The following is an 18,376-nucleotide window of genomic DNA, read 5'->3' as shown; positions in this document are numbered from 1 at the left end:
TTCTCCAGTGGGTAAGGAATTGATCTGATGGTTTCTCGTTTTGTGCCTGATTCCGGCGATATTATTTGGATTGACTTTGATCCTGTGACTGGACACGAGCAGGGAGGCCATCTCCCCGCAGTAGTGCTGAGTCCATTTGCCTATAACAATAAAGTGGGGTTACTGCTCTTGTGAAATTCCATTTATTACAAACCCTCATATCTTGAATTAAGTCATTTTTATGACTATCAGTTATTTCATAATAAATTACAGTCTGTAATAAAATATTTCCCAATTATTTCTGAATTGTCAGAATTTATATGTAAGACATAAAAATCTATTCTATTGTCATCATATATAGCAAAAACATTGATTAATATTTTTGACAATTTCAATGACTGAATATAAGGTTTATATATCAGTTTGGAATTTAATATAATATATATTTGATTTCGATAGAGTTAAATAATAAATCAACAACATTATTTATTTTAAATGATGTTGTTAATGGTAAATACTATTCAATTTTAAATTTTCACTCTATCGCAATAGAAGGTCAATACAGTTACAACTAAGAAAAGGATTAATCATGAATAAAACCAGAAGAAAATTATTGGCAACGCTTGGTGTTATGAGTATCAGTATGTCTTTTATCACACAAGCGGGAGAGAAAAAAACACAGATCATTAATAACATATTATCAAAACAGGAAATTACCGAACATGAAAAATATATGCGGGAGGCAATAAAAGAGGCCATAAAGAACCCAAAATATCCTTTTGGCGCTGTAATAGTCAACAGAAATAATGGGGAAATATTAAGTTGTGGGGTGAATACAGGTAGAAGTAATCCTATTCTGCATGGGGAAATTCAGGCGATAAATCATTATATTACTCAATATGGTAACCAGGGATGGGAGAATGTTGCGCTGTATACCACGGGAGAACCTTGTTCGATGTGCATGAGCGCCTTAGCCTGGATCGGAATCCGTGAAGTGATATGGGCAACATCTATCAGTGTTATTCGTAATGCAGGGATCCGGCAGATTGATATTTCTGCGCATGAAATTGCAGAAAGAGCATCGTCATTTTACAACCCGATAACTTTAGTCGGTGGGATCTTGGCAAATGAAACAGATAAGTTGTTTCTTGAACGTAAGAGAGGTAAATAATTGAAGCTATTTTTACCCAGGAATGGCGTAATGACTTATTTATCCTCATGTTTAAGTTCTAATTTAACCACATTCAGTACCCGATAGATTGTCGCTTCGCCGAGTTTGAATTTTTTCGCTAACTGACCAATCGTGGTTCCAGACTGACGACGGAGATAAATTTCTTTTCGTATGATCCAAGACGACCAAATCGATATTCTCACACTGAAAGCGGCTGGCGATTTACGATTAAAAGGAATAAGATTTGGCCGTAAGCAGATAATAGACAGGGAAAAAGTGTTGTCGCTACATGGGCAAAACATAGGTGCGACACAAATGATATGTAATTTAATACAGTAAGGAAGGGGTAATGAAACGAAAAACGGGATTTTTCTTTGATGAACATTGTTTTTGGCATAGTACTGGCATGCATATAACAACTCTGCCTGTCGGTGGTTGGGTTCAGCCTGCTTCTGGAACTGCACATGCTGAATCGCCGGAAACAAAAAGGCGGTTAAAAAATTTGATGGATGTATCAGGCTTGAGCCACTCTTTGCATCTTTCTTCGGCATCGCCTATTGATGAGCAAACATTACGTAAAATTCATCCGGAAGAGTACCTGAAGCGGTTTAAGCAAGTCAGTGATAATGGTGGAGGAATGCTTGGTATAGAAGCCTCTCTGGGACCGGGAAGCTATGAAATTGCTAAGCTCTCAGCCAGCCTTGCTTGTGCTGCGGTGGAAGCCGTGCTTAACGGTGAGCTTGATAATGCTTACAGCCTTTCTCGACCACCAGGTCATCACTGTTTGCCTGATAAGTCCATGGGATTTTGTTTTCTAGCAAATATCCCATTGGCAATTGAACAGGCAAAAGCACGTTTTGATTTAAAACGAGTTGCGGTCATTGATTGGGATGTTCATCACGGTAATGGTACTCAGCATATTTATTGGGATCGTTCTGATGTTTTGACCATCTCGATACATCAGGATGGTTGTTTCCCTCCAGGATACAGCGGTGAAGATGATATCGGAGAAGGTGAAGGGACAGGTTATAACCTGAATATCCCATTACTTGCTGGAGCTGGACATAATAGCTATATCTATGCAATGACACAGATAGTACTTCCTGCGCTTGAACGTTTTAAACCGGAACTAATTATTGTTGCCTGTGGCTATGATGCGAATGCGGTGGATCCTTTGGCAAGGATGCAGCTCCATAGTGAAAGTTTTCGCGAGATGACCCGGCTAGTACAACAGACAGCAGAGAGTTTATGCGACGGAAAACTAGTCGTTGTTCATGAAGGCGGGTATGCGGAATCTTATGTACCATTCTGTGGATTGGCTGTACTTGAACAGATGAGCGGCATTCGTACTGAAGTCAAAGATCCAATGTTAGATTCTATACGCTTGCAGCAGCCAAGAGCTGAATTTGAGCTATTTCAACAACAGCAGCTTGATAAACTTAAAGAAAAATTCGGTCTTTAAGCTTTGTTGCGTAGGTTTGCTCCACATAGCTTGGGAGCAAACCTATAAGGCTATCAAGTCACCGGATGCATTCGTGGCACACGTATACCGGAACCGTCCAAAATTTTGTTGTATTAATTAAAGTCTGTTTTTTTAAGCATTAACCCAAATAAAGGGTTATCAACAACAGGGATAACTGCAATATCGAATTTGTCTGGCTCCGGCAAAAAATCAATCTCCATTAATGCGGCAAATCGTGACGTTGTCAAATAGGCTTCTTCAATATCATCGGTGTAAATCACCATCCCAAATTCATTTTTATCCCGCGTTGCAAATCGGCGATTACGCGTGTTAAACAGCACATAACCGGCCACATCAGGATTTTTTTCAACTAGCCCCAATGTATCAAGTTCTTTCTGAAGTTTTTTTAGTTGCTTCTTTTTCATTGTAAATTTCCGTTAGTTAGCGTGAGTCATTTTGCCGTGTGTCAAAATCCGATTTATATGAGACAACTTTATTTACTCAATGTCTTATAAAAAACACAACAATATGATTGAAGAGTATGATTACATTAAAATAATTATATTAATAAATAATTCAGATTACTAATAATTAATATATAAATATAACTATAGTTGACTATAATCCATTGTTATCATTGATGTAATGAAATATAAGCGACAAATATAAGGAAATAGTAATGGATTTTATACCCAACAAAGACTTCACGAATCTGCTCAATATCCTGATCAATAGACAGATCAAGGAGGCGGGTCGTCAGACCGAATGGTTCAACATGAGCCCTGACGAGCGTACCGACTACATCAGGCAGGTAAAAGAGCGGCTACAGGAAATACAGCAGAGCACCCTAAGTGTGTTGGCTGCCCAGCATTTTCAGATGAAAGACAACCCCGTTTCTGTCGGTGACCAGTTGCAGACGTTGCAGCAAAGACGGCAACAGATGAACAATGTACCCAGCACGCCGGCGATCAACGCCTACAAACAGCAACTGGAGCGCGACATCCGGTTATACCGCCGCCAGCAGACGGCCATGACGCACTTTGACAGCACTTGGGGCAAGGTTTTGGTCATGCTCAATTCCGGCGACCCCAAGACCCTGAATGCGACGACCTTAAGGGAGGATGCGGCGGGCAAGCAGGCCAAGCTGGATACTAAGATCAGACATCTGGAACAGCAATTGATCACACAGGTGGCCGACTCCACGTTTAGTCAAAAATACGTGACGCTGTTTTCCGAGCTACAGGCCTACAAGGAGGTCAATGCCCGCTACAACACTTTGCTCAATGCACCTTCTACGGAAGAGGCCACAGCCCTCAACGCGTTGACCAAGGTGCCGAGGGCTTCCGATGATCTACCGGTAAATATTTCACTGTTGATGATGGAGGAGCGTCCCGGCTACATCCGCATGAACGTCGCGCTGGTCAATGCCAGCACCAATGGCCGCTTCAAGGACTTCTTTCTGGAGAACGGTAGGTTGGTTGTGCCGACGGACGGGGTACTCAACTTCTCCTTCGGTACCGCAGCCCGCTCCTTGGCTTGGCAACAACAATACCGGCTCAAAAGTGAGCCGCCATCCTTTCGCTCACCGACCTATGCGCCAATTCGCTCAGTGCTGGTCAAAACCAAATTCGTCGAGAAGTACTTCGCCAACCACTTAGTTTCGGAAAGCACCTTACGCGAAGGTTTCAAGGCGCAGTTGCTGGGTAACGGTCTCAAGATGCTGCTGACCAGCGTTGACCGCAAGGTACCGAACCAGATTGGAATTCAGGTGTCCGGACAGGATCCGAATACCACCATTACCCGTGAGGTACCATTGGCAAGTGCCTTGAGTGACCTGATCAACCAAAATGCTGATATCACCAGCTTCCAGACTATCGGCTTGGAGGGGTTTCGCCAGAGCAATTACCACCCGGACCGTGACGGGCTTTTCGTCAATATCCATGAGCTGGAACGCTCGGTCGGTTTTGCCAGTCGCCAGTACTTGCTGGAAATGCCTCAGGGCAACGACTACCTGTCCGCGACGCCCTTTGGGGTGATGAACGTTGACAACAACAAGGTCAGCAGCAGTCACTTGAACAAAGTGCAGACCGACGCACTGTATCAATACAACGCCGCATTTTTCGAGAAGCTGGAACAACTGCGTGATGGCAGTACGAAGGAAAGTCGCCTGTTCAAAGACAGCAGCGAGCGCATGGCGTTCGAGCAGCAGTTGGTGCGTTTGCTTGAACGCAACCATATCACCCCCGCAGGGATGTTGGCGCCGGAGTACCCCCGTGACAACATACGCGATATCAAGGGCAATAACCTGAACAAGGTGCTGTGGGAACAGGCGTTCGCCGCTTCGGTCTGGCAGAGCACCGATAATGACCGGTTGCTGTTCGGGCTGGCGACGAAACTGGTGAAGAACCTGCCTGTGGACAAGGCCCTGCAAAGTGGCTATGTGCAAAGTGACATCGCCCAGGCCAAGGGGTTGCTGGCACCGCTGTACGAACAATGGCGCACTCGAGCCGTTGAAGAGGAAACCCAGCGGGTCGCCAACGCCAATGCGGCACAACATCCAAACAACCCGAAAGTACAGCTCTTCGATAAGGCTGCGGTTGAGCGCTCGCTGGATGACAAGCTGTTCACCCTGTTGTTGACTGGTCACCAGGGCCTTGATAACGCCGATGCGCAACTGCGTCCGGTGGTTAAGGAAGCACTGTTGAGCAATGAGGGCAGGAGCCTGCGAAAACAGGTCTTGTTTCATGTCTTGCGTCCGGTAGCTGATAGCTTTTCCAAGGCCACAGTCCCGGTCAATCCTCATGCCGTTCTGGGTGCCGACAGGGTCATAATCAATAACCGACTGAATCAACCCGACCCGTATCTGATCCTTAATACCAGCTCTGAGGAGCAGACGTATCACGATGGCTCGTACCTGATCAAGGACGATAAGTATCGCAGCTACAACCAGTTCCGTCCGGACCCCAAGAATGACGCCACTCGCTACATGAATGATCTGGATATCCCGTTCGTGGGGGGGATTTCCGGGACCACCCAGACCGTCAGCAATGCCTTGCCGGAATTGTTCGGTGGCGCATTGAGTATCAAGCAGTACTGGCAGTTCCAGATAGCCAATGCGGCCTTCATGATCCGTAACGGTTATCACTCGTTTTTCGAAACCCTCTACGTCGCTGCGCGTTACGAACCGGAGAGTGTGGGCAGTATCGGCAAGGATCTGTTGCAGATGTTCGACAAGTACCGCGTTGAAGGCAGCAAGAGGGTATTGCAGGGTGAACTGTATGACGGAGTGATGGCACGAGTCTTGCCGATCATCAATCAGGGATTGCCAACGGCTGACGAGTTCCATCCTCCGCGTTTTACCCGATTTGGTCCAAGATCGGCGCTGCTGGGGCAGGCGGTGAAAGATCTCGAACTCAAGGCTGGGCTGGCGTCTATAGGTGATAGACTTAAACCCCGTCAAGGCAGCACCGACATCCAACAGTTTGCCGTCGATCCTGTACTGTTCGCCAAAACCCATACCATCAGTGCCGAGGTGCTGGTCGAATCGGGCCGCCTGCCGGCAGAGGGTCATGCTCAGTTAGTGAAGGTCGCGCCTAACCTGTATGAGTTGGAATACACCGGACAAAATGCCAATGATATATCCGCAAAAGTGCCAGCGTATTTCCTCGGTAACAACGGCCCGAACCAAGCCAATCCGGTGCCTGCCTATGTGGACATACCCAAGCAGGCAGCAAAACCGGGCAACTTCCTTTTCACTGGTACGTTGTCGGGTAGCTCACTGATAGTGACCCGTCTTGACGCCAATACCTACCGGGTTTACCACGACGGCCGGATCAATAGCTCGCTGCTGTACGACAATGTAGTGATGGCGGTCGACTACAAGGATTACCAGGTATCCGGTACCGCTGAGAGCCTTGCTGCGGCGTACATGCAGTTCGTCAATGACGAATGGCAACTGGTGTTCCAGCGCCAGGAATATCAACGAGACGGACAGATGGTTTGGTTGAAACTGCGCGATGGTGCGGAGTCACTCTCGATTCAGGTCGCCGGCAGTCAGGTGGTGGAGCGCAAACAGGCCGAATTCGCCACTTACCGTGAGCAGGTTCATCAACAATTGAAGAAGGTGGCGACGCAGTTTGGGGTATCGGTAGAAGGGGTTGCCGACGGTGTCTATAAAGAGGGAATATTTTCCACAGATCATCCGGCAATCGCCGAATGGACCCAGTTGCGCGAAGCGGTTCAGGCCAAGGTCAAAGCCGACATCGACCAGGTGGCGGGCAAGCGCTACCAGCTCCAAGAAACACGACACACCTCAAGCGACACGGCCTTGATCGACCAGCAGATCAAGCAACTCAATCTTACACAGGATTATTACAGGACACAGTACGATCCGGTATTGCGTGAAGCTGGCTCTGTCGAAAATACCTGGCTCTGGCAGCAGATCAAGGCCAAAGACAAAGAAGGCAGCGCTGCGGTGGTAAGGATTGACGATACGGCCATTCAGGGTGAGGAGCACACCCGCAGTGTGGGCGAACGTTATGCAACCTCCGAGGCCTATCAACGCGGGGGACAGGACACCGGGTTCAGAGATGGCTTGCGCCACTTCCGTGAGATTAAGATCACTGGGGTAGATGACAAAATGTCTGCCCTGGAGATGAAGCGCCTGTTTCTCGATGGAAAACTCACCCACAAGCAACGGGGCGCCTTGAGCGGTCGCATCACCGAAACCAGCCAGGCCGAGTACATCGACAAGGTACTGCGGCAGACCGCAGTGTTCAGCGAGAACTTCCATGACGCAGGCAGTGTCTTCGAGCGTCTGGTGCCACAGGACTTTTATTTGTCGCTGGTTGGTGACCGATCCGGTGGCCGTTGCTACCCCTTGGTCAGGGCAATGGCCGTGGCATTGGCTAGTGGTGGTGAAGTGGGCATCGATAGCTTGGTGCAAAAGCTGTTCTTCGCCTCTGCCGACCCGCAAGCGGGCAGTTCCACGCTGCTTAAGAACAGCTTGCTCAGGCTGCACGCCAATGTCGAAGCCGTTCAAGCCTCCACGGAACTAGGCCAGTTCAATTTGTCCGAAGTGGTGTCGCGACTGGCTGCAACGACCGGCACCTCGATATTCGCACTCAATACCCAGAATCATTCGATGATGGTAGGGAGCGCTGTCACAGCCGAAGGCCGTCGCTACTATTTCTATGACCCGAACGTCGGGATCTTTGCCTTCGACAACACCAAGAGTCTGTCAAAGGCCATGGATCAGCACTTAGTGGGGAGTAATCTGGCCGCACATTACGGCTTGTTCGGCAGTCACTCGGTGCCGGCCTTCAACCTGATTGAGATCGATACCGGCAAGATGGCTGAAGTACCCGTGAGCAATGGCCTGAATGTGGCCGATCTGGCCCGGTTCGAGGAGCTGGCCAGTGTCATCGGGCAACGGCGTCAGATCGAGCAGGCGGTGAGTACACAAGAGCAGATCACGAAAGACTTGCAACTGGGCACGGCGCTGAAGACCTTTGATGCCGAACAATGGGGCGCACGGTTCGAAGCCGCCAGTACCCAGCTGGCGCAAAAATACCAACTGGATAACCGCTGGCTACCAATCATCGCCACAACCGAAGACCTGGGGGAAGGCCGCTACCGGGTCCAATTCATCAACCGTGATCAACCCGAACAGACCCGCAGGCTGGTTACCAACGATAACACCTTTGTCGAATTCCGGCGTTTCGTCGATGAGCACATCAGTGTGCTGAATGAGCACTTTACCCTGGAGCACGGCCGGATTCGGCCTCGCGGTGGGGTTGGCGAGGCTGTGCCGGTAGACGGGTTGAACGCAGGGTTTGCAGTCCAGACGCTGATCCAGTGGTTTTCTGACAAGAACCGTCACGATGCGGCAAGCGGAGTGGCCTCGCCTGATCTAGCCACCGCGCTCAAGGTCCACAGCTACCTCAATTTTGTCCAGATGGCTCACGGTGGCGTGCAGGATGTAGTCAAGGTCACCGCGCTGGTGCGAACGGCGCTGCGCGGCGAAGTGGTGGCCGCCGAAACCTCGCTCAAAGGCTTTGCCTTGAACTTGGGCCACACCGTCAACGAAGGCGCTGGTTTGTTGTTTGGCGGAGCCATGGTCGGTCTGGATGCCTATGAGCTGGCCCACGCCGAGAACGATGTTCAGAAAGCAGTGTTCGGTACCCAGCTGGCGTTCGACTCGGCTAGCTTTGTTACCGGCGTAGCAGGGGTGGGAGCCGGGTTGGTTGGTGCTTCGACAGCCGCGGCAGTACTCGGTGGGGCCGGGGTGATCCTTGGCGGGCTTGCGGTGGGCTTTACGGCACTGGCGCAGGCTTTTGGTGCGGTCGCCGAGGATGCTAAGGCGGTGGGTCGTTACTTCGACACAGTCGATAATGCGTACAAAAACAACGGCTATCGTTATGACGACAAGAACAAGGTACTGGTACCTCTTGCCGGGGCGGTAGTCAAAAGCCTTGACTTGAGCAAGAACCAGATTAGTTTCGACAGCCAGTACATCTACCGAACCCATTCCGGCTCTACCGGTTCGGGTAAAATTAATTACTTCTTCTGGGTCGGTGACTTTCCGCGAATGGTCCACGACCGTGGTCAGGCTATCGAGGTACGCAGCGGCATTGGTTACAAGGACGTCTCCCAGCCCCTCAAGCACAGCGACAGCAATGTGGTGATCTTGCCGGGCACGCCCAAGTCCTACATCAGCTACGAATACATGCTGCTACCCGGTGCTACCACACGCCACGACGCAGGTTTCGACGTGATCCGCAGGCTCGAGAAAGGCAAACGATTTGACTACGACTTCTACATCTTTCCGGGTGAGGAGACGATCCGCAAGATTCGTCATGAGTATATCGACACCTCGGTCGAGGTAGTGCTCGATCAGCGCAACCGGCAACTGGTGGTGCCCGAGCTGCCCAAGGAGCTGCACGGCTTTCTGCGCTACGAGATTAAGGGGGCGGGCGGCAAGTACCTGATCGGCCTCAACAAAGGCACCCAAGTTAAGCTCACGAACGATGTCACCAGTGAGTGGATTATCGACAGTAGCCAACTCGCCAGTGACAGCATCCGCGTGTCGGAGAACCAATTGGTGGTAGGCGGGGTTGTGGTAGAGCTCAACCCGGCTCAGAACGGGCAGATATTGGTGGTCAACGGTAAGGGTGAGGTGCGCAAAGTCGATCTCGCCAGCCTGACAGCTCAGGTGGTAAGCGAAGATGCAAGCAAGTGGCCGATGCCCGGCCAGCAAATCGAGCAGCACCTGAGTGATTTGGCTAAGGCGCATCAGTTGCACGGACAGTACGTGGTAGTGGAGAACTACAGACACAATGGACATGATGTTGGTCGAGCTTTCTACGATGTGGCTAAGGACCGCCTGCTGTTTACCGATACCCGCGAGGAGCAGGCCAGACATGCCCAACTGGGTGCGGTGATGGGCGACCATGCCTATTTCTACGATGCCGACAACGCAGTGGCGTGGCGGGTAGACATCGCCACCGGGCAGGTCGACGCACAGTTTGAGCCGTGGTTCAACCAGAATGCAGGCAAGATCAGTCGGCTATGGCAGGAGGGGGATGCGGTCTACCTAGCACGCCATTATCAGCTAAAGGAGAGGGAGGCTGAGCTGAGCTATCGGATCCTCGGTGACCAAATGGAGTTGGTTAGTGCGGTGGGTGATGATGCGCTGCTCCAGCTTTCGGCCCGCACCGGTCGGCATGGTGATGAGCTTAAGGTCATACTCCAGGGCTACAGGAGCAATAGTACCCAGCGCGAGACTCTGATGTATACGCTGGGAGCACGGCTGATCAAGCCGACCAGTGCGGCGCTGGTCACGGTGTTCGGCGTGGATGCGGCTGGCGTACCGCACCGTTACTGGATACGCACCAGTGACGGGGTACTAATCAAGCCGAATCTGGCACCCCCGTCGGATCAGACCCAGCGCTTCGAAGAGCATGAGCAGACCCGTAGTGCCTGGCAGATCCCGGCCGACCTGGTGTTAGCAGGAAGCATATCGCAGCCCGGTGGCGAGGAAGTGTTTTTCTTCTACAGCAAGGAACAAAAGGCCCTGTTCCGCCAGGAAGGAGCCGGTCAGGTGGTACTCGACGCTAACCAACCGAGCGCATTGCGGGTCACCACTCCGGCCTTGGTCAACGTGATTAACTTGAACAGTCACCTGGTCGCAATAACCGAGGACGGGCGTGTGGCCCAGCTTGATGCACTGGGGCATTTTAATTACGCAGCCGTCAACGAGCATTGGCTCAAGGGACGTACCCACTGGTGGCATGACCTGCACAGCGTCACCGGCAGCAGTGCCATCCTGGCCGTGTTCGGAGTCAAGGGTGCCGATGGCAAGAGCGTGCTACCGGTGTGGTACCACAACGGTCAAGTGGTTGTGGCTTCCCTGCAAGACAAGCATTTGCAGTTCCTGGGTTTTGAAGCGGACGGCTCCAGTGCGCGACTGTTCGAACCCGCCAGCGGCAAGTTGTATCGTCAGCCGCCTATGACTGCCGATGCACTGGCTGCCGCGTTCGGTACCGACGCAGTGCTTGAAGCCTCGACGCAACTTCCCGCTGCCAGTGAGCTAACGCCGGAACTGCACCTCAAGACGGCAGAGCAAGTCGATGCCGGGCTGCGTCTGACCACCGTAAAAGGCGAGATCCTACTGCGAACCAATGATGGCAAATTACAGTTGGTTGCCGTCGACAAAGGTTGGAAACAGGACAACCTTGCTCGTCTGCCACAGGCACTTGCTGAGATAGCTGATCAGTGGCGAGCCAAAGGCGTGCTGACCTTGCAAGGCGATAACACGCAGGGCTGGTTCGATGTCGACAGTGGTCAGGTGTTCTCCAGCGATGGCATCCCTGCCGCAGACAACCTGCGTTTTATCGGAATCGCTGCCGGGAAGAAGGGCGCTTACGTGTACAGCCCGATGGACCAAGTGCTGTACCGGGTCAAGGCCGGCAATGCGCAGAAGCTGAACCATTACACTGGTGTCAAGCGCATTGATTCGTCGCTGTTGCTTCAGGGCGGGGACTATCTGCTCCCACCGCTGATCGCCGGTGTCGACAGCGTGGTGCTGCATGGCAGTGCCAGTGACGACACCTATCGCCTCAGCCAAGAGATATGGTCGCATTACCGCGTGGTCGTCATTGACAACGATGACCCGGGTCAGGGTCTGGATCGCTTGATCATGCCGGTGGCCGATGTAGAGAAAATCCTCGTCAGCCGCCACGAGGATAACCTGATGCTAACCGACTCGACCAATGGCACGGCCCTGATAATGCGCAAGGTGTTCGGTAGCCAAGCGGCGACGCACCGGCACCTGCAAATCGAGCTGGAAGGTTCCTCGTCGGTGATCAACGTTGATTACTTGGTCAAGGTTTTTACTTGGGAAGAAGTGGCCAAAGATGGTTTGTTCGAACTGTCCTGGGCCACCCAGTAGCTTCATTGTTTTGAGCTAGCAGGAGACATGACAGGAGGGGCGTAAAGCTCTTCCTGTCTCTTCGATAAGGGATATATCAAGTCCTGCGGCGCGATATAACCAGCTTATCCTTGGGGCGGTCTACCCAATCGGCAATCTGATTGTTGAAATTATCCGCCAGCAGATAAGATGGTGTTTTAGCTAACCAATCGGATAGTGAGATATCTTGGTAAATACCGTTATCCAGCACAACAAGCACTTTAAGATCCACATTCCCAATATTCTCGATATAGTGACCAAATCCTTGCGGCACATAGCCGACATCGGTCGGTTCATATTTCTCGGTTTGTGCGTGTCCGTGGGAACCAAATACCGTCATACGCCCTTTGCCTGAAATGTAGTATTGCCATTCATTGGCATTAGGATGCCAATGTAACTCACGTACTGCGCCAGGTTTGATGATCTCTATAATGCCGGTAATAGTTGTAGAAATGGGAAACTCCAGTGATGACACCTTATGAATACTCCCTGCGTCGTTTTCGAAGAATGGTTTTTTCTTCATGAGCTCATACCGGTGAGTGAGTGGTGCATTGTTCAACCCTCCATCGTTAACCGGCAGGGGTAGTTTTGGCGGTATAGCACCACCGACTATATAAGCTTCTCCCTGTTTGATTTTAGAAAAAACCTCTATCGGCATATTGACACTTTTTTCCAGCACTTCTTTCGGTATATGTGTCACCCAATCAGTGATACTGAAAGTTCCAAATTCTGAGAAGTGCCCGTCATCGAAAGTCAGCACAAAATGTGCTCCATCCTCAAGTGCCTGAATAGAATGGCCGTGTCCTTTAGGAAAATACCACACATCACCGGGGCCAAAATCCGCCACTTCACATTTGCCTTCCGGATCGATAATAGTAATACGTGCGTGGCCTTCAAGCATAAATGCCCATTCGGCAGCAATAGCATGCCAATGGAGTTCACGTACACCACCAGGTTCAAGCTTCATATCAACACCGGCAATACCTTTGGATATCGGGAATTGCTCCACTGTGGCTTCGCGTGCCCATCCATATTCCAATACACGTTTTTTACTGTTTGTGAATTTATATTTATATAAGCTTTTGGCATTTCCTGGCGGTTTATTGTCAGGTAAGACAAGATTACGTTGGTCATCAGCCACAGCGGATTTAATCATACTTCCCATAACGCTGGCTGCTGCCGCGCTAACTGCGGATGCCTTCAAGATATCACGACGTGAGAACATATTGCTTTCTCCAAAGGATAGATACCTGCAAGAATGGTTGCAAGCTGATGTATATCAATCTGATTTTTTTAAATTAACCGTTGTCACGAGAGGGAAAAATTAAAGGTGACTTATTAATCATAGTAAAAAAATGAATCTTAGAATGAGGAAAAAAAGCTTATTCCTGTAAAAAAATTCACTTGCCGAAAATGTTGACGGAATTCATTATCAAATTTCCATATTAAATTTGTTTAACATTATAATATTACATTTATGAAGTTTATCATTGGGAATGAAATCCATCTCAAATTTTTCACCACAACGCTACCTGATATAGCGGACTCGCTGATGTCTAGAATTAACGACCATTTTCAGGTGCTAAAAGCTGCATCTTGAAGTTTCTTGGGTATAAAATCATTTTTTTGACTCATATATCCCCTAAATTAAATAATGTTTTATTATAATCACTACATTAAATTATTAAAAAACTCACCTTAATTTATACCCATTATTCATAACACAGTGATAAGCTCGTTTTTAGACGAGCTTTTATTAAGTTAAAATTCTGATTAACAAAACCAGCCTTTTATCAATATCTAAAGACAGTAAAAACGTTAACGCTATTATTATTGTGGTTTTTCAGGCCAATTAATATCTAGTGCCAATGAAATATCAATCCGACTCAATAATACTAAATACTTTTTCCAATCCAGTAATAACTCCTTTTCAGCATCTGATGCCATTTCAGTTTCAACCGCATATTGCAATACAGTTATGGCCTCATTGGCTTGTTGGCTTGTTGGCTTGTTGGCTTGTTGGCGAAAAATAGCACATTTCCACTTGCATACCGCAATAATTGGCAAATTGACGGTGAAAGTGATAACGCGAAAAATTCACCACTTCACTCAGTTGCTCAAGTGTAAGCTGATCATCCAGATGGTGCTCAATATAATCAAATATCTTATTGAACCGTTTTGCATAACCATTATTTTTATCATCGTGCATTGCATCCTCCATGGCGATCACTATGCCTGAGCACAAGAAACATTGCCTGACCGATGTTGCTGTAATAATGATGGATTGTTTGACATCAAACTACCATTTTGTCATATTTTCAGTTCTTAACATCATTCCCTGACACACTTACAAATTACTTTTCGCTTTTGGCACTATATAAGGAAATTTTATGTCCTTCGTACCATTTAAACAGGTTGATGTATTCACTCACCAGCCTTTCAAGGGAAATCCTGTTGCCGTTGTCATGGATGCCAGGGAACTCTCACCGATACAGATGCGGGATATTGCCAACTGGACCAATCTTTCTGAGACTACGTTTGTCCTCCCCGCAGAAAACCCATTAGCAGATTACCGTGTACGGATTTTTACACCTGGCAGTGAACTCCCTTTTGCCGGTCATCCTACGATAGGTACTGCATATGCTCTTCTTGAAGCCGGCTTAATTCAGGTGAGCAGGGGACAACTGATTCAAGAATGTGGGGCGGGATTAATTACACTGAACGTGACAGAAACACAAGAAGGTCATACAACAATCACCTTTGAACTACCAGAACCAACTATCACACCGCTCAGCACCGGGCAAACAGATCGCCTCGAAAGTATTCTCGGTTGTCAGCTAGATCGCATGTTGACACCTGCACTTATTGACGTTGGAGCTCGCTGGATTGTCGCCCATACCACAGGAGCAGAAGCCGTTCTGGCAGCGGAACCTGATTATACCAAGCTGCGTGAGCACGACATTCAAATGAACATCACTGGGATTTGTCTCTATGGTGCCTATTGCGAAGGGGCAGATGCCGATATTGAAGTACGCTCTTTTGCGCCTTCATGTGGTGTGAATGAAGATCCTGTATGCGGCAGTGGAAACGGCAGTGTTGCTGCATTCATGCGTTACCAAAAAATTGCTATGATTGACGATAAAATTGTTCATTCATCACAGGGCAAAAGACTTGGCCGTCAGGGAAGTCTACAGCTTAGTCATTCTGACGGTAAGATTTTTGTCGGTGGCAGCGCGGTGACCTGCATTAATGGTACTATCATGATCCAAAGAGTCCCTCATCTTTAGGAAGCGCGCAAAAATGGGCGAACAACACGCCATGCGCGCTAAATATCATTGTGGCATTAGCTTGACTCAGATTCAAAAATTCGATTTTACGGTTTTAAAAATCAACGGATTTTCGCTGGAAATAGTGCAAGCTGATCCTGACCTTAAAGATGCAATTGAATATTTTCAGCAGCTTGGTGCCAGGCTGTATCGAGGTCCAATGGTTATATTGAAAACGGTCTGGGAATGTGTCAAGTAGAAGACCCATTTGGTAACTTAATTGGCTTACGGGGTAACTACATGCTAGACCATGATATATCTACATAACAAATCGGACAATTATTGTTGGCAAAAATAGGAGGTTGAACTAAACTCAAATTCTACTTTTGTGAGAGGAAGTTAACTATGTCTGAGACCCGTTTTTCTGAATCGTTAAACCTGAAATCTCACTGGATGCCATTCAGTGCTAACCGAAATTTTCACCGCGATCCGCGTCTTATCGTTGCTGCCGAAGGACAGTGGCTGAAGGACGATAAAGGGCGCCAGATTTATGACAGCCTGTCTGGTCTTTGGACCTGTGGAGCTGGTCATACCCGGACAGAAATTCAGAAAGCAGTCGCTACTCAATTGAGTACACTTGATTACTCACCAGGCTTTCAGTTCGGTCATCCCTTATCGTTCCAACTAGCAGAAAAAATTGCCAATTTGACACCTGGTGATCTTAATCACGTCTTTTTCACCAGTTCAGGTTCTGAGTCTACAGACACCGCCGTCAAAATGGCGCGCGCCTACTGGCGGGTGAAAGGCCTACCTGCGAAAACCAAACTGATTGGCCGTGTACTTGGCTATCATGGTGTCAATATTGCTGGTACCAGTTTGGGGGGAATTGGTAGCAACCGCAAAATGTTCGGACAATTGATGGATGTAGATCACTTACCCCATACGCTACAAGCCGATATATCGTTTACACCAGGTATGGCGGAAACCGGCGGTGTGGAGTTGGCCAATGAGATGCTCAAGTTGATCGAACTGCATGATGCTTCAAACATCGCGGCGGTTATTATCGAACCACTGTGTGGTTCCGCCGGTGCGATTATTCCGCCTAAAGGGTATCTACAGCGTCTGCGTGAAATTTGCGATCAGCATAATATTTTGTTGATTTTTGACGAGGTTATTACTGGCTTTGGTCGCATGGGGCGCTGGACCGGTGCTGAATATTTTGGTGTGACACCAGATATTCTTAACTTTGCCAAACAAATTACCAATGGTGCCATTCCTCTGGGAGGCGTAGTGGCAAGCAGTGAAATTTATGAAACCTTTATGTCTCAGCCACTGCCGGAACATTTAGTGGAATTTAGTCATGGTCATACCTATTCGGCACACCCTGTAGCCTGTGCCGCCGGGCTAGCAACCTTGGATCTGCTGGATAAAGACCATCTCATCCAGCGTTCCGCTGAGCTTGCCCCTCATTTTGAAACGGCCCTTCATGCTCTCAAAAACTGTCCAAACGTGACTGACATCCGCAGCTGTGGCTTGGTAGGAGCAATTGAGTTGGCTGCCCGTGACGGTGATACTGCCGTACGTCCCTTTGATGCCAGTATAGCACTTTGGAAAGCGGGTTTTTACGTACGCTTTAGCGGAGATACGCTGCAATTCGGGCCTATGTTCAACGCGGAAAGGGCAGATTTGGATCGTCTCTTTGACGCTGTCGGTGAAACATTACATCACATTAAATGATGATAGAACGTGCGTGAATACGGCAGCCAGGTCATAGAAGAAATGGCTATCTAAATCTAAATAAGGAAGAAACTCATGATCGTACTTATCAACGATCATGAGTTTGACAGCGAATGTGCAGCCGATTTTCAGCGGTGATAAGCCCCAGACGGTCGGAGACAAAAGAACGTTTCAGTGTTGGGATTAACATAGTCTGTTGGCGATCATTATTATGCCTTGCTATAATTGTATTACTCAGTAATACATGAAGAGAGACAGATTTATGGCACGAGTAACTAGTGTTACCCTTGGTGAACACTTCAACGGGTTCGTTGGTGATATGATCCAATCTGGTCGTTATGGCAACACATCCGAAGTTGTCCGCGATGCTTTGCGCCTGATGGAGGCGCGCGAGCAGCGTATTCAGAATGTTCGTGAAATGGTGCTGGCTGGCCTGAATTCTCCTGTCAGCAAAAACAGCCTGGATGATATTTTTGTAATGGCAGCGAAGGACTTAAATGTATAAGTTTTCCGAATTGGCTGATGAGGACATATTTCATATTGCCCGTTATACGATACAGCAGTTTGGTCAAAATCAGGCTAGGCGTTATCACGATGAACTGAAAAGAACTTTCGAGCTACTAGCTACATCTCCCTGGATTGGTAGGGAATGTGATTGGGTATGCGCAGGAATGCGCCGCTTCGAGTTCAAGAAACATTCCATCTACTACATGTTGCAGGATGACGACATCTTCATTTCACGCGTCATTCACCAGTCGATGGACGTTGATATACTTGACTTTCCAGAATAAGTCTACGGTTGATTGTTTTCGATTGCTCAGATCAGAACTGGATTCAATCATAGTGCGCCTAATGTATATTATGTTAAATATGCACGGGTAAACCGTCACTGTCCACAGCCAAATGGATCTTGGTTGAACGTCCACCCCGACTTTTTCCTCTCGATTCATTTTCTTTAGAAGCCGCGCCTGCACTGTGTTGATGAGCCCGCACAATACTCCCATCAATGAACAGCCACTCTTCTGTATCAGAATATTCAGATAACAGATGGTAAGGCATGGTTGGTTTTTGGCGAAAGCAATTATACCCAATCATCATGCTGTTCAATAAGTCCTCTCAAAACGTCAACAGCCCCTAATACTTATTTAATCGTTAACTGAACAAAGTGCCCCACATTTTTTTATGCCCTCTTCAGGCACTTAGTTCCTTTTTTCTTTCCTTCCTTAACCAGAGTTCAGGTTTTTAAAAAAAATGTAACTTTGCCAATATCAGTCTGCCTTCCCATCGTGCCG

At 48.4% G+C, this 18,376-nt stretch carries 12 protein-coding genes and 3 pseudogenes; 9 read left to right on the top strand and 6 right to left on the bottom strand.

Translation table 11 applies throughout. The features are described from left to right. Positions 1–27: 27 nt before the first annotated feature. Both ACGF63_RS13960 and ACGF63_RS13955 read left to right on the top strand, forming a co-directional pair. Positions 28–168, top strand: a pseudogene (locus tag ACGF63_RS13960) (type II toxin-antitoxin system PemK/MazF family toxin); the annotation flags it as partial. Positions 169–568: 400 nt separating this feature from the next. Then, the gene (locus ACGF63_RS13955; protein WP_132355424.1) at positions 569–1,150 is read left to right on the top strand and encodes a nucleoside deaminase; all 582 of its coding nucleotides are present in this window, start codon (positions 569–571) and stop codon (positions 1,148–1,150) included. 35 nt (positions 1,151–1,185) lie between these two features. Here ACGF63_RS13955 and ACGF63_RS13950 read toward each other — a convergent pair whose 3' ends face one another. After that, positions 1,186–1,353 (bottom strand): helix-turn-helix domain-containing protein, encoded by a 168-nt coding sequence (locus ACGF63_RS13950; protein ID WP_387631498.1) that lies wholly within the window; start codon positions 1,351–1,353, stop codon positions 1,186–1,188. Positions 1,354–1,499: 146 nt separating this feature from the next. Between ACGF63_RS13950 and ACGF63_RS13945 the strand changes: the two genes are divergently transcribed. Next, positions 1,500–2,612, top strand: a complete 1,113-nt coding sequence (locus ACGF63_RS13945; protein ID WP_132355422.1) for a class II histone deacetylase — start codon at positions 1,500–1,502, stop codon at positions 2,610–2,612. 113 nt (positions 2,613–2,725) lie between these two features. On the opposite strand, the gene ACGF63_RS13940 is transcribed toward ACGF63_RS13945, so the two are convergent. Continuing rightward, positions 2,726–3,037, bottom strand: coding sequence for a hypothetical protein (locus ACGF63_RS13940; protein WP_132355421.1), 312 nt, complete (start codon positions 3,035–3,037; stop codon positions 2,726–2,728). A gap of 254 nt (positions 3,038–3,291) precedes the next feature. Here ACGF63_RS13940 and mcf point away from each other — a divergent pair, with 254 nt between their 5' ends. After that, positions 3,292–12,063: an insecticidal toxin MCF gene (gene mcf / locus ACGF63_RS13935; protein WP_387631494.1), complete on the top strand. Its 8,772-nt coding sequence runs from the start codon at positions 3,292–3,294 to the stop codon at positions 12,061–12,063. Positions 12,064–12,139: 76 nt separating this feature from the next. On the opposite strand, the gene ACGF63_RS13930 is transcribed toward mcf, so the two are convergent. The 3 genes and pseudogenes from ACGF63_RS13930 to ACGF63_RS13920 all read right to left on the bottom strand — a co-directional run bounded on the left by ACGF63_RS13930 (position 12,140) and on the right by ACGF63_RS13920 (position 14,290). Further along, the gene (locus ACGF63_RS13930) at positions 12,140–13,306 is read right to left on the bottom strand and encodes a cupin domain-containing protein (protein WP_036847238.1); all 1,167 of its coding nucleotides are present in this window, start codon (positions 13,304–13,306) and stop codon (positions 12,140–12,142) included. A gap of 605 nt (positions 13,307–13,911) precedes the next feature. Then, a pseudogene (locus ACGF63_RS13925) lies at positions 13,912–14,076 on the bottom strand (tail fiber assembly protein); the annotation flags it as partial. Continuing rightward, entirely contained in the window at positions 14,066–14,290 is a 225-nt protein-coding gene (locus tag ACGF63_RS13920) for an AraC family transcriptional regulator (RefSeq protein ID WP_152962290.1), read from the bottom strand. The pseudogene ACGF63_RS13925 and the gene ACGF63_RS13920, both read right to left, overlap by 11 nt. Positions 14,291–14,471: 181 nt before the next feature. On the opposite strand from ACGF63_RS13920, the gene ACGF63_RS13915 reads away from it, so the two are divergent. The 5 genes from ACGF63_RS13915 (at position 14,472) to ACGF63_RS13895 (ending at position 17,875) form a co-directional block, all read left to right on the top strand. Further along, entirely contained in the window at positions 14,472–15,368 is an 897-nt protein-coding gene (locus tag ACGF63_RS13915) for a PhzF family phenazine biosynthesis protein (protein WP_387631491.1), read from the top strand. A gap of 13 nt (positions 15,369–15,381) precedes the next feature. Then, complete coding sequence (locus tag ACGF63_RS13910; protein WP_387631489.1) at positions 15,382–15,606, top strand: hypothetical protein; 225 nt, start codon at positions 15,382–15,384, stop codon at positions 15,604–15,606. 146 nt (positions 15,607–15,752) lie between these two features. Then, positions 15,753–17,084 (top strand): aspartate aminotransferase family protein, encoded by a 1,332-nt coding sequence (locus ACGF63_RS13905; protein ID WP_152962078.1) that lies wholly within the window; start codon positions 15,753–15,755, stop codon positions 17,082–17,084. A gap of 262 nt (positions 17,085–17,346) precedes the next feature. After that, a complete protein-coding gene (locus ACGF63_RS13900) occupies positions 17,347–17,589 on the top strand; it encodes a type II toxin-antitoxin system ParD family antitoxin (RefSeq protein WP_132356004.1) in 243 nt (80 codons plus the stop codon). Next, the gene (locus ACGF63_RS13895) at positions 17,582–17,875 is read left to right on the top strand and encodes a type II toxin-antitoxin system RelE/ParE family toxin (protein ID WP_040150717.1); all 294 of its coding nucleotides are present in this window, start codon (positions 17,582–17,584) and stop codon (positions 17,873–17,875) included. The genes ACGF63_RS13900 and ACGF63_RS13895 overlap by 8 nt, the downstream gene beginning before the upstream one ends. Positions 17,876–17,957: 82 nt before the next feature. Here the strand turns inward: ACGF63_RS13895 and ACGF63_RS13890 are convergent. Beyond that, positions 17,958–18,104: pseudogene (locus tag ACGF63_RS13890) on the bottom strand (IS5/IS1182 family transposase); the annotation flags it as partial. Positions 18,105–18,376 lie beyond the last annotated feature (272 nt).

Source organism: Photorhabdus sp. RM322S, from assembly GCF_042879395.1.
Classification (GTDB): Bacteria; Pseudomonadota; Gammaproteobacteria; order Enterobacterales; family Enterobacteriaceae; genus Photorhabdus; species Photorhabdus khanii.
This window is presented reverse-complemented; position numbering and strand designations above follow the sequence as displayed.

Excerpts from the sequence above, each read along its gene's own strand:
- ACGF63_RS13910 (WP_387631489.1), top strand. The coding sequence starts at position 15,382 with ATGGGCGAACAACACGCCATGCGCGCTAAATATCATTGTGGCATTAGC.
- ACGF63_RS13905 (WP_152962078.1), top strand. The coding sequence starts at position 15,753 with ATGTCTGAGACCCGTTTTTCTGAATCGTTAAACCTGAAATCTCACTGG.
- ACGF63_RS13945 (WP_132355422.1), top strand. The coding sequence starts at position 1,500 with ATGAAACGAAAAACGGGATTTTTCTTTGATGAACATTGTTTTTGGCAT.
- ACGF63_RS13940 (WP_132355421.1), bottom strand. The coding sequence starts at position 3,037 with ATGAAAAAGAAGCAACTAAAAAAACTTCAGAAAGAACTTGATACATTG.
- ACGF63_RS13920 (WP_152962290.1), bottom strand. The coding sequence starts at position 14,290 with ATGCACGATGATAAAAATAATGGTTATGCAAAACGGTTCAATAAGATA.
- ACGF63_RS13900 (WP_132356004.1), top strand. The coding sequence starts at position 17,347 with ATGGCACGAGTAACTAGTGTTACCCTTGGTGAACACTTCAACGGGTTC.
- mcf (WP_387631494.1), top strand. The coding sequence starts at position 3,292 with ATGGATTTTATACCCAACAAAGACTTCACGAATCTGCTCAATATCCTG.
- ACGF63_RS13915 (WP_387631491.1), top strand. The coding sequence starts at position 14,472 with ATGTCCTTCGTACCATTTAAACAGGTTGATGTATTCACTCACCAGCCT.
- ACGF63_RS13930 (WP_036847238.1), bottom strand. The coding sequence starts at position 13,306 with ATGTTCTCACGTCGTGATATCTTGAAGGCATCCGCAGTTAGCGCGGCA.
- ACGF63_RS13955 (WP_132355424.1), top strand. The coding sequence starts at position 569 with ATGAATAAAACCAGAAGAAAATTATTGGCAACGCTTGGTGTTATGAGT.
- ACGF63_RS13895 (WP_040150717.1), top strand. The coding sequence starts at position 17,582 with ATGTATAAGTTTTCCGAATTGGCTGATGAGGACATATTTCATATTGCC.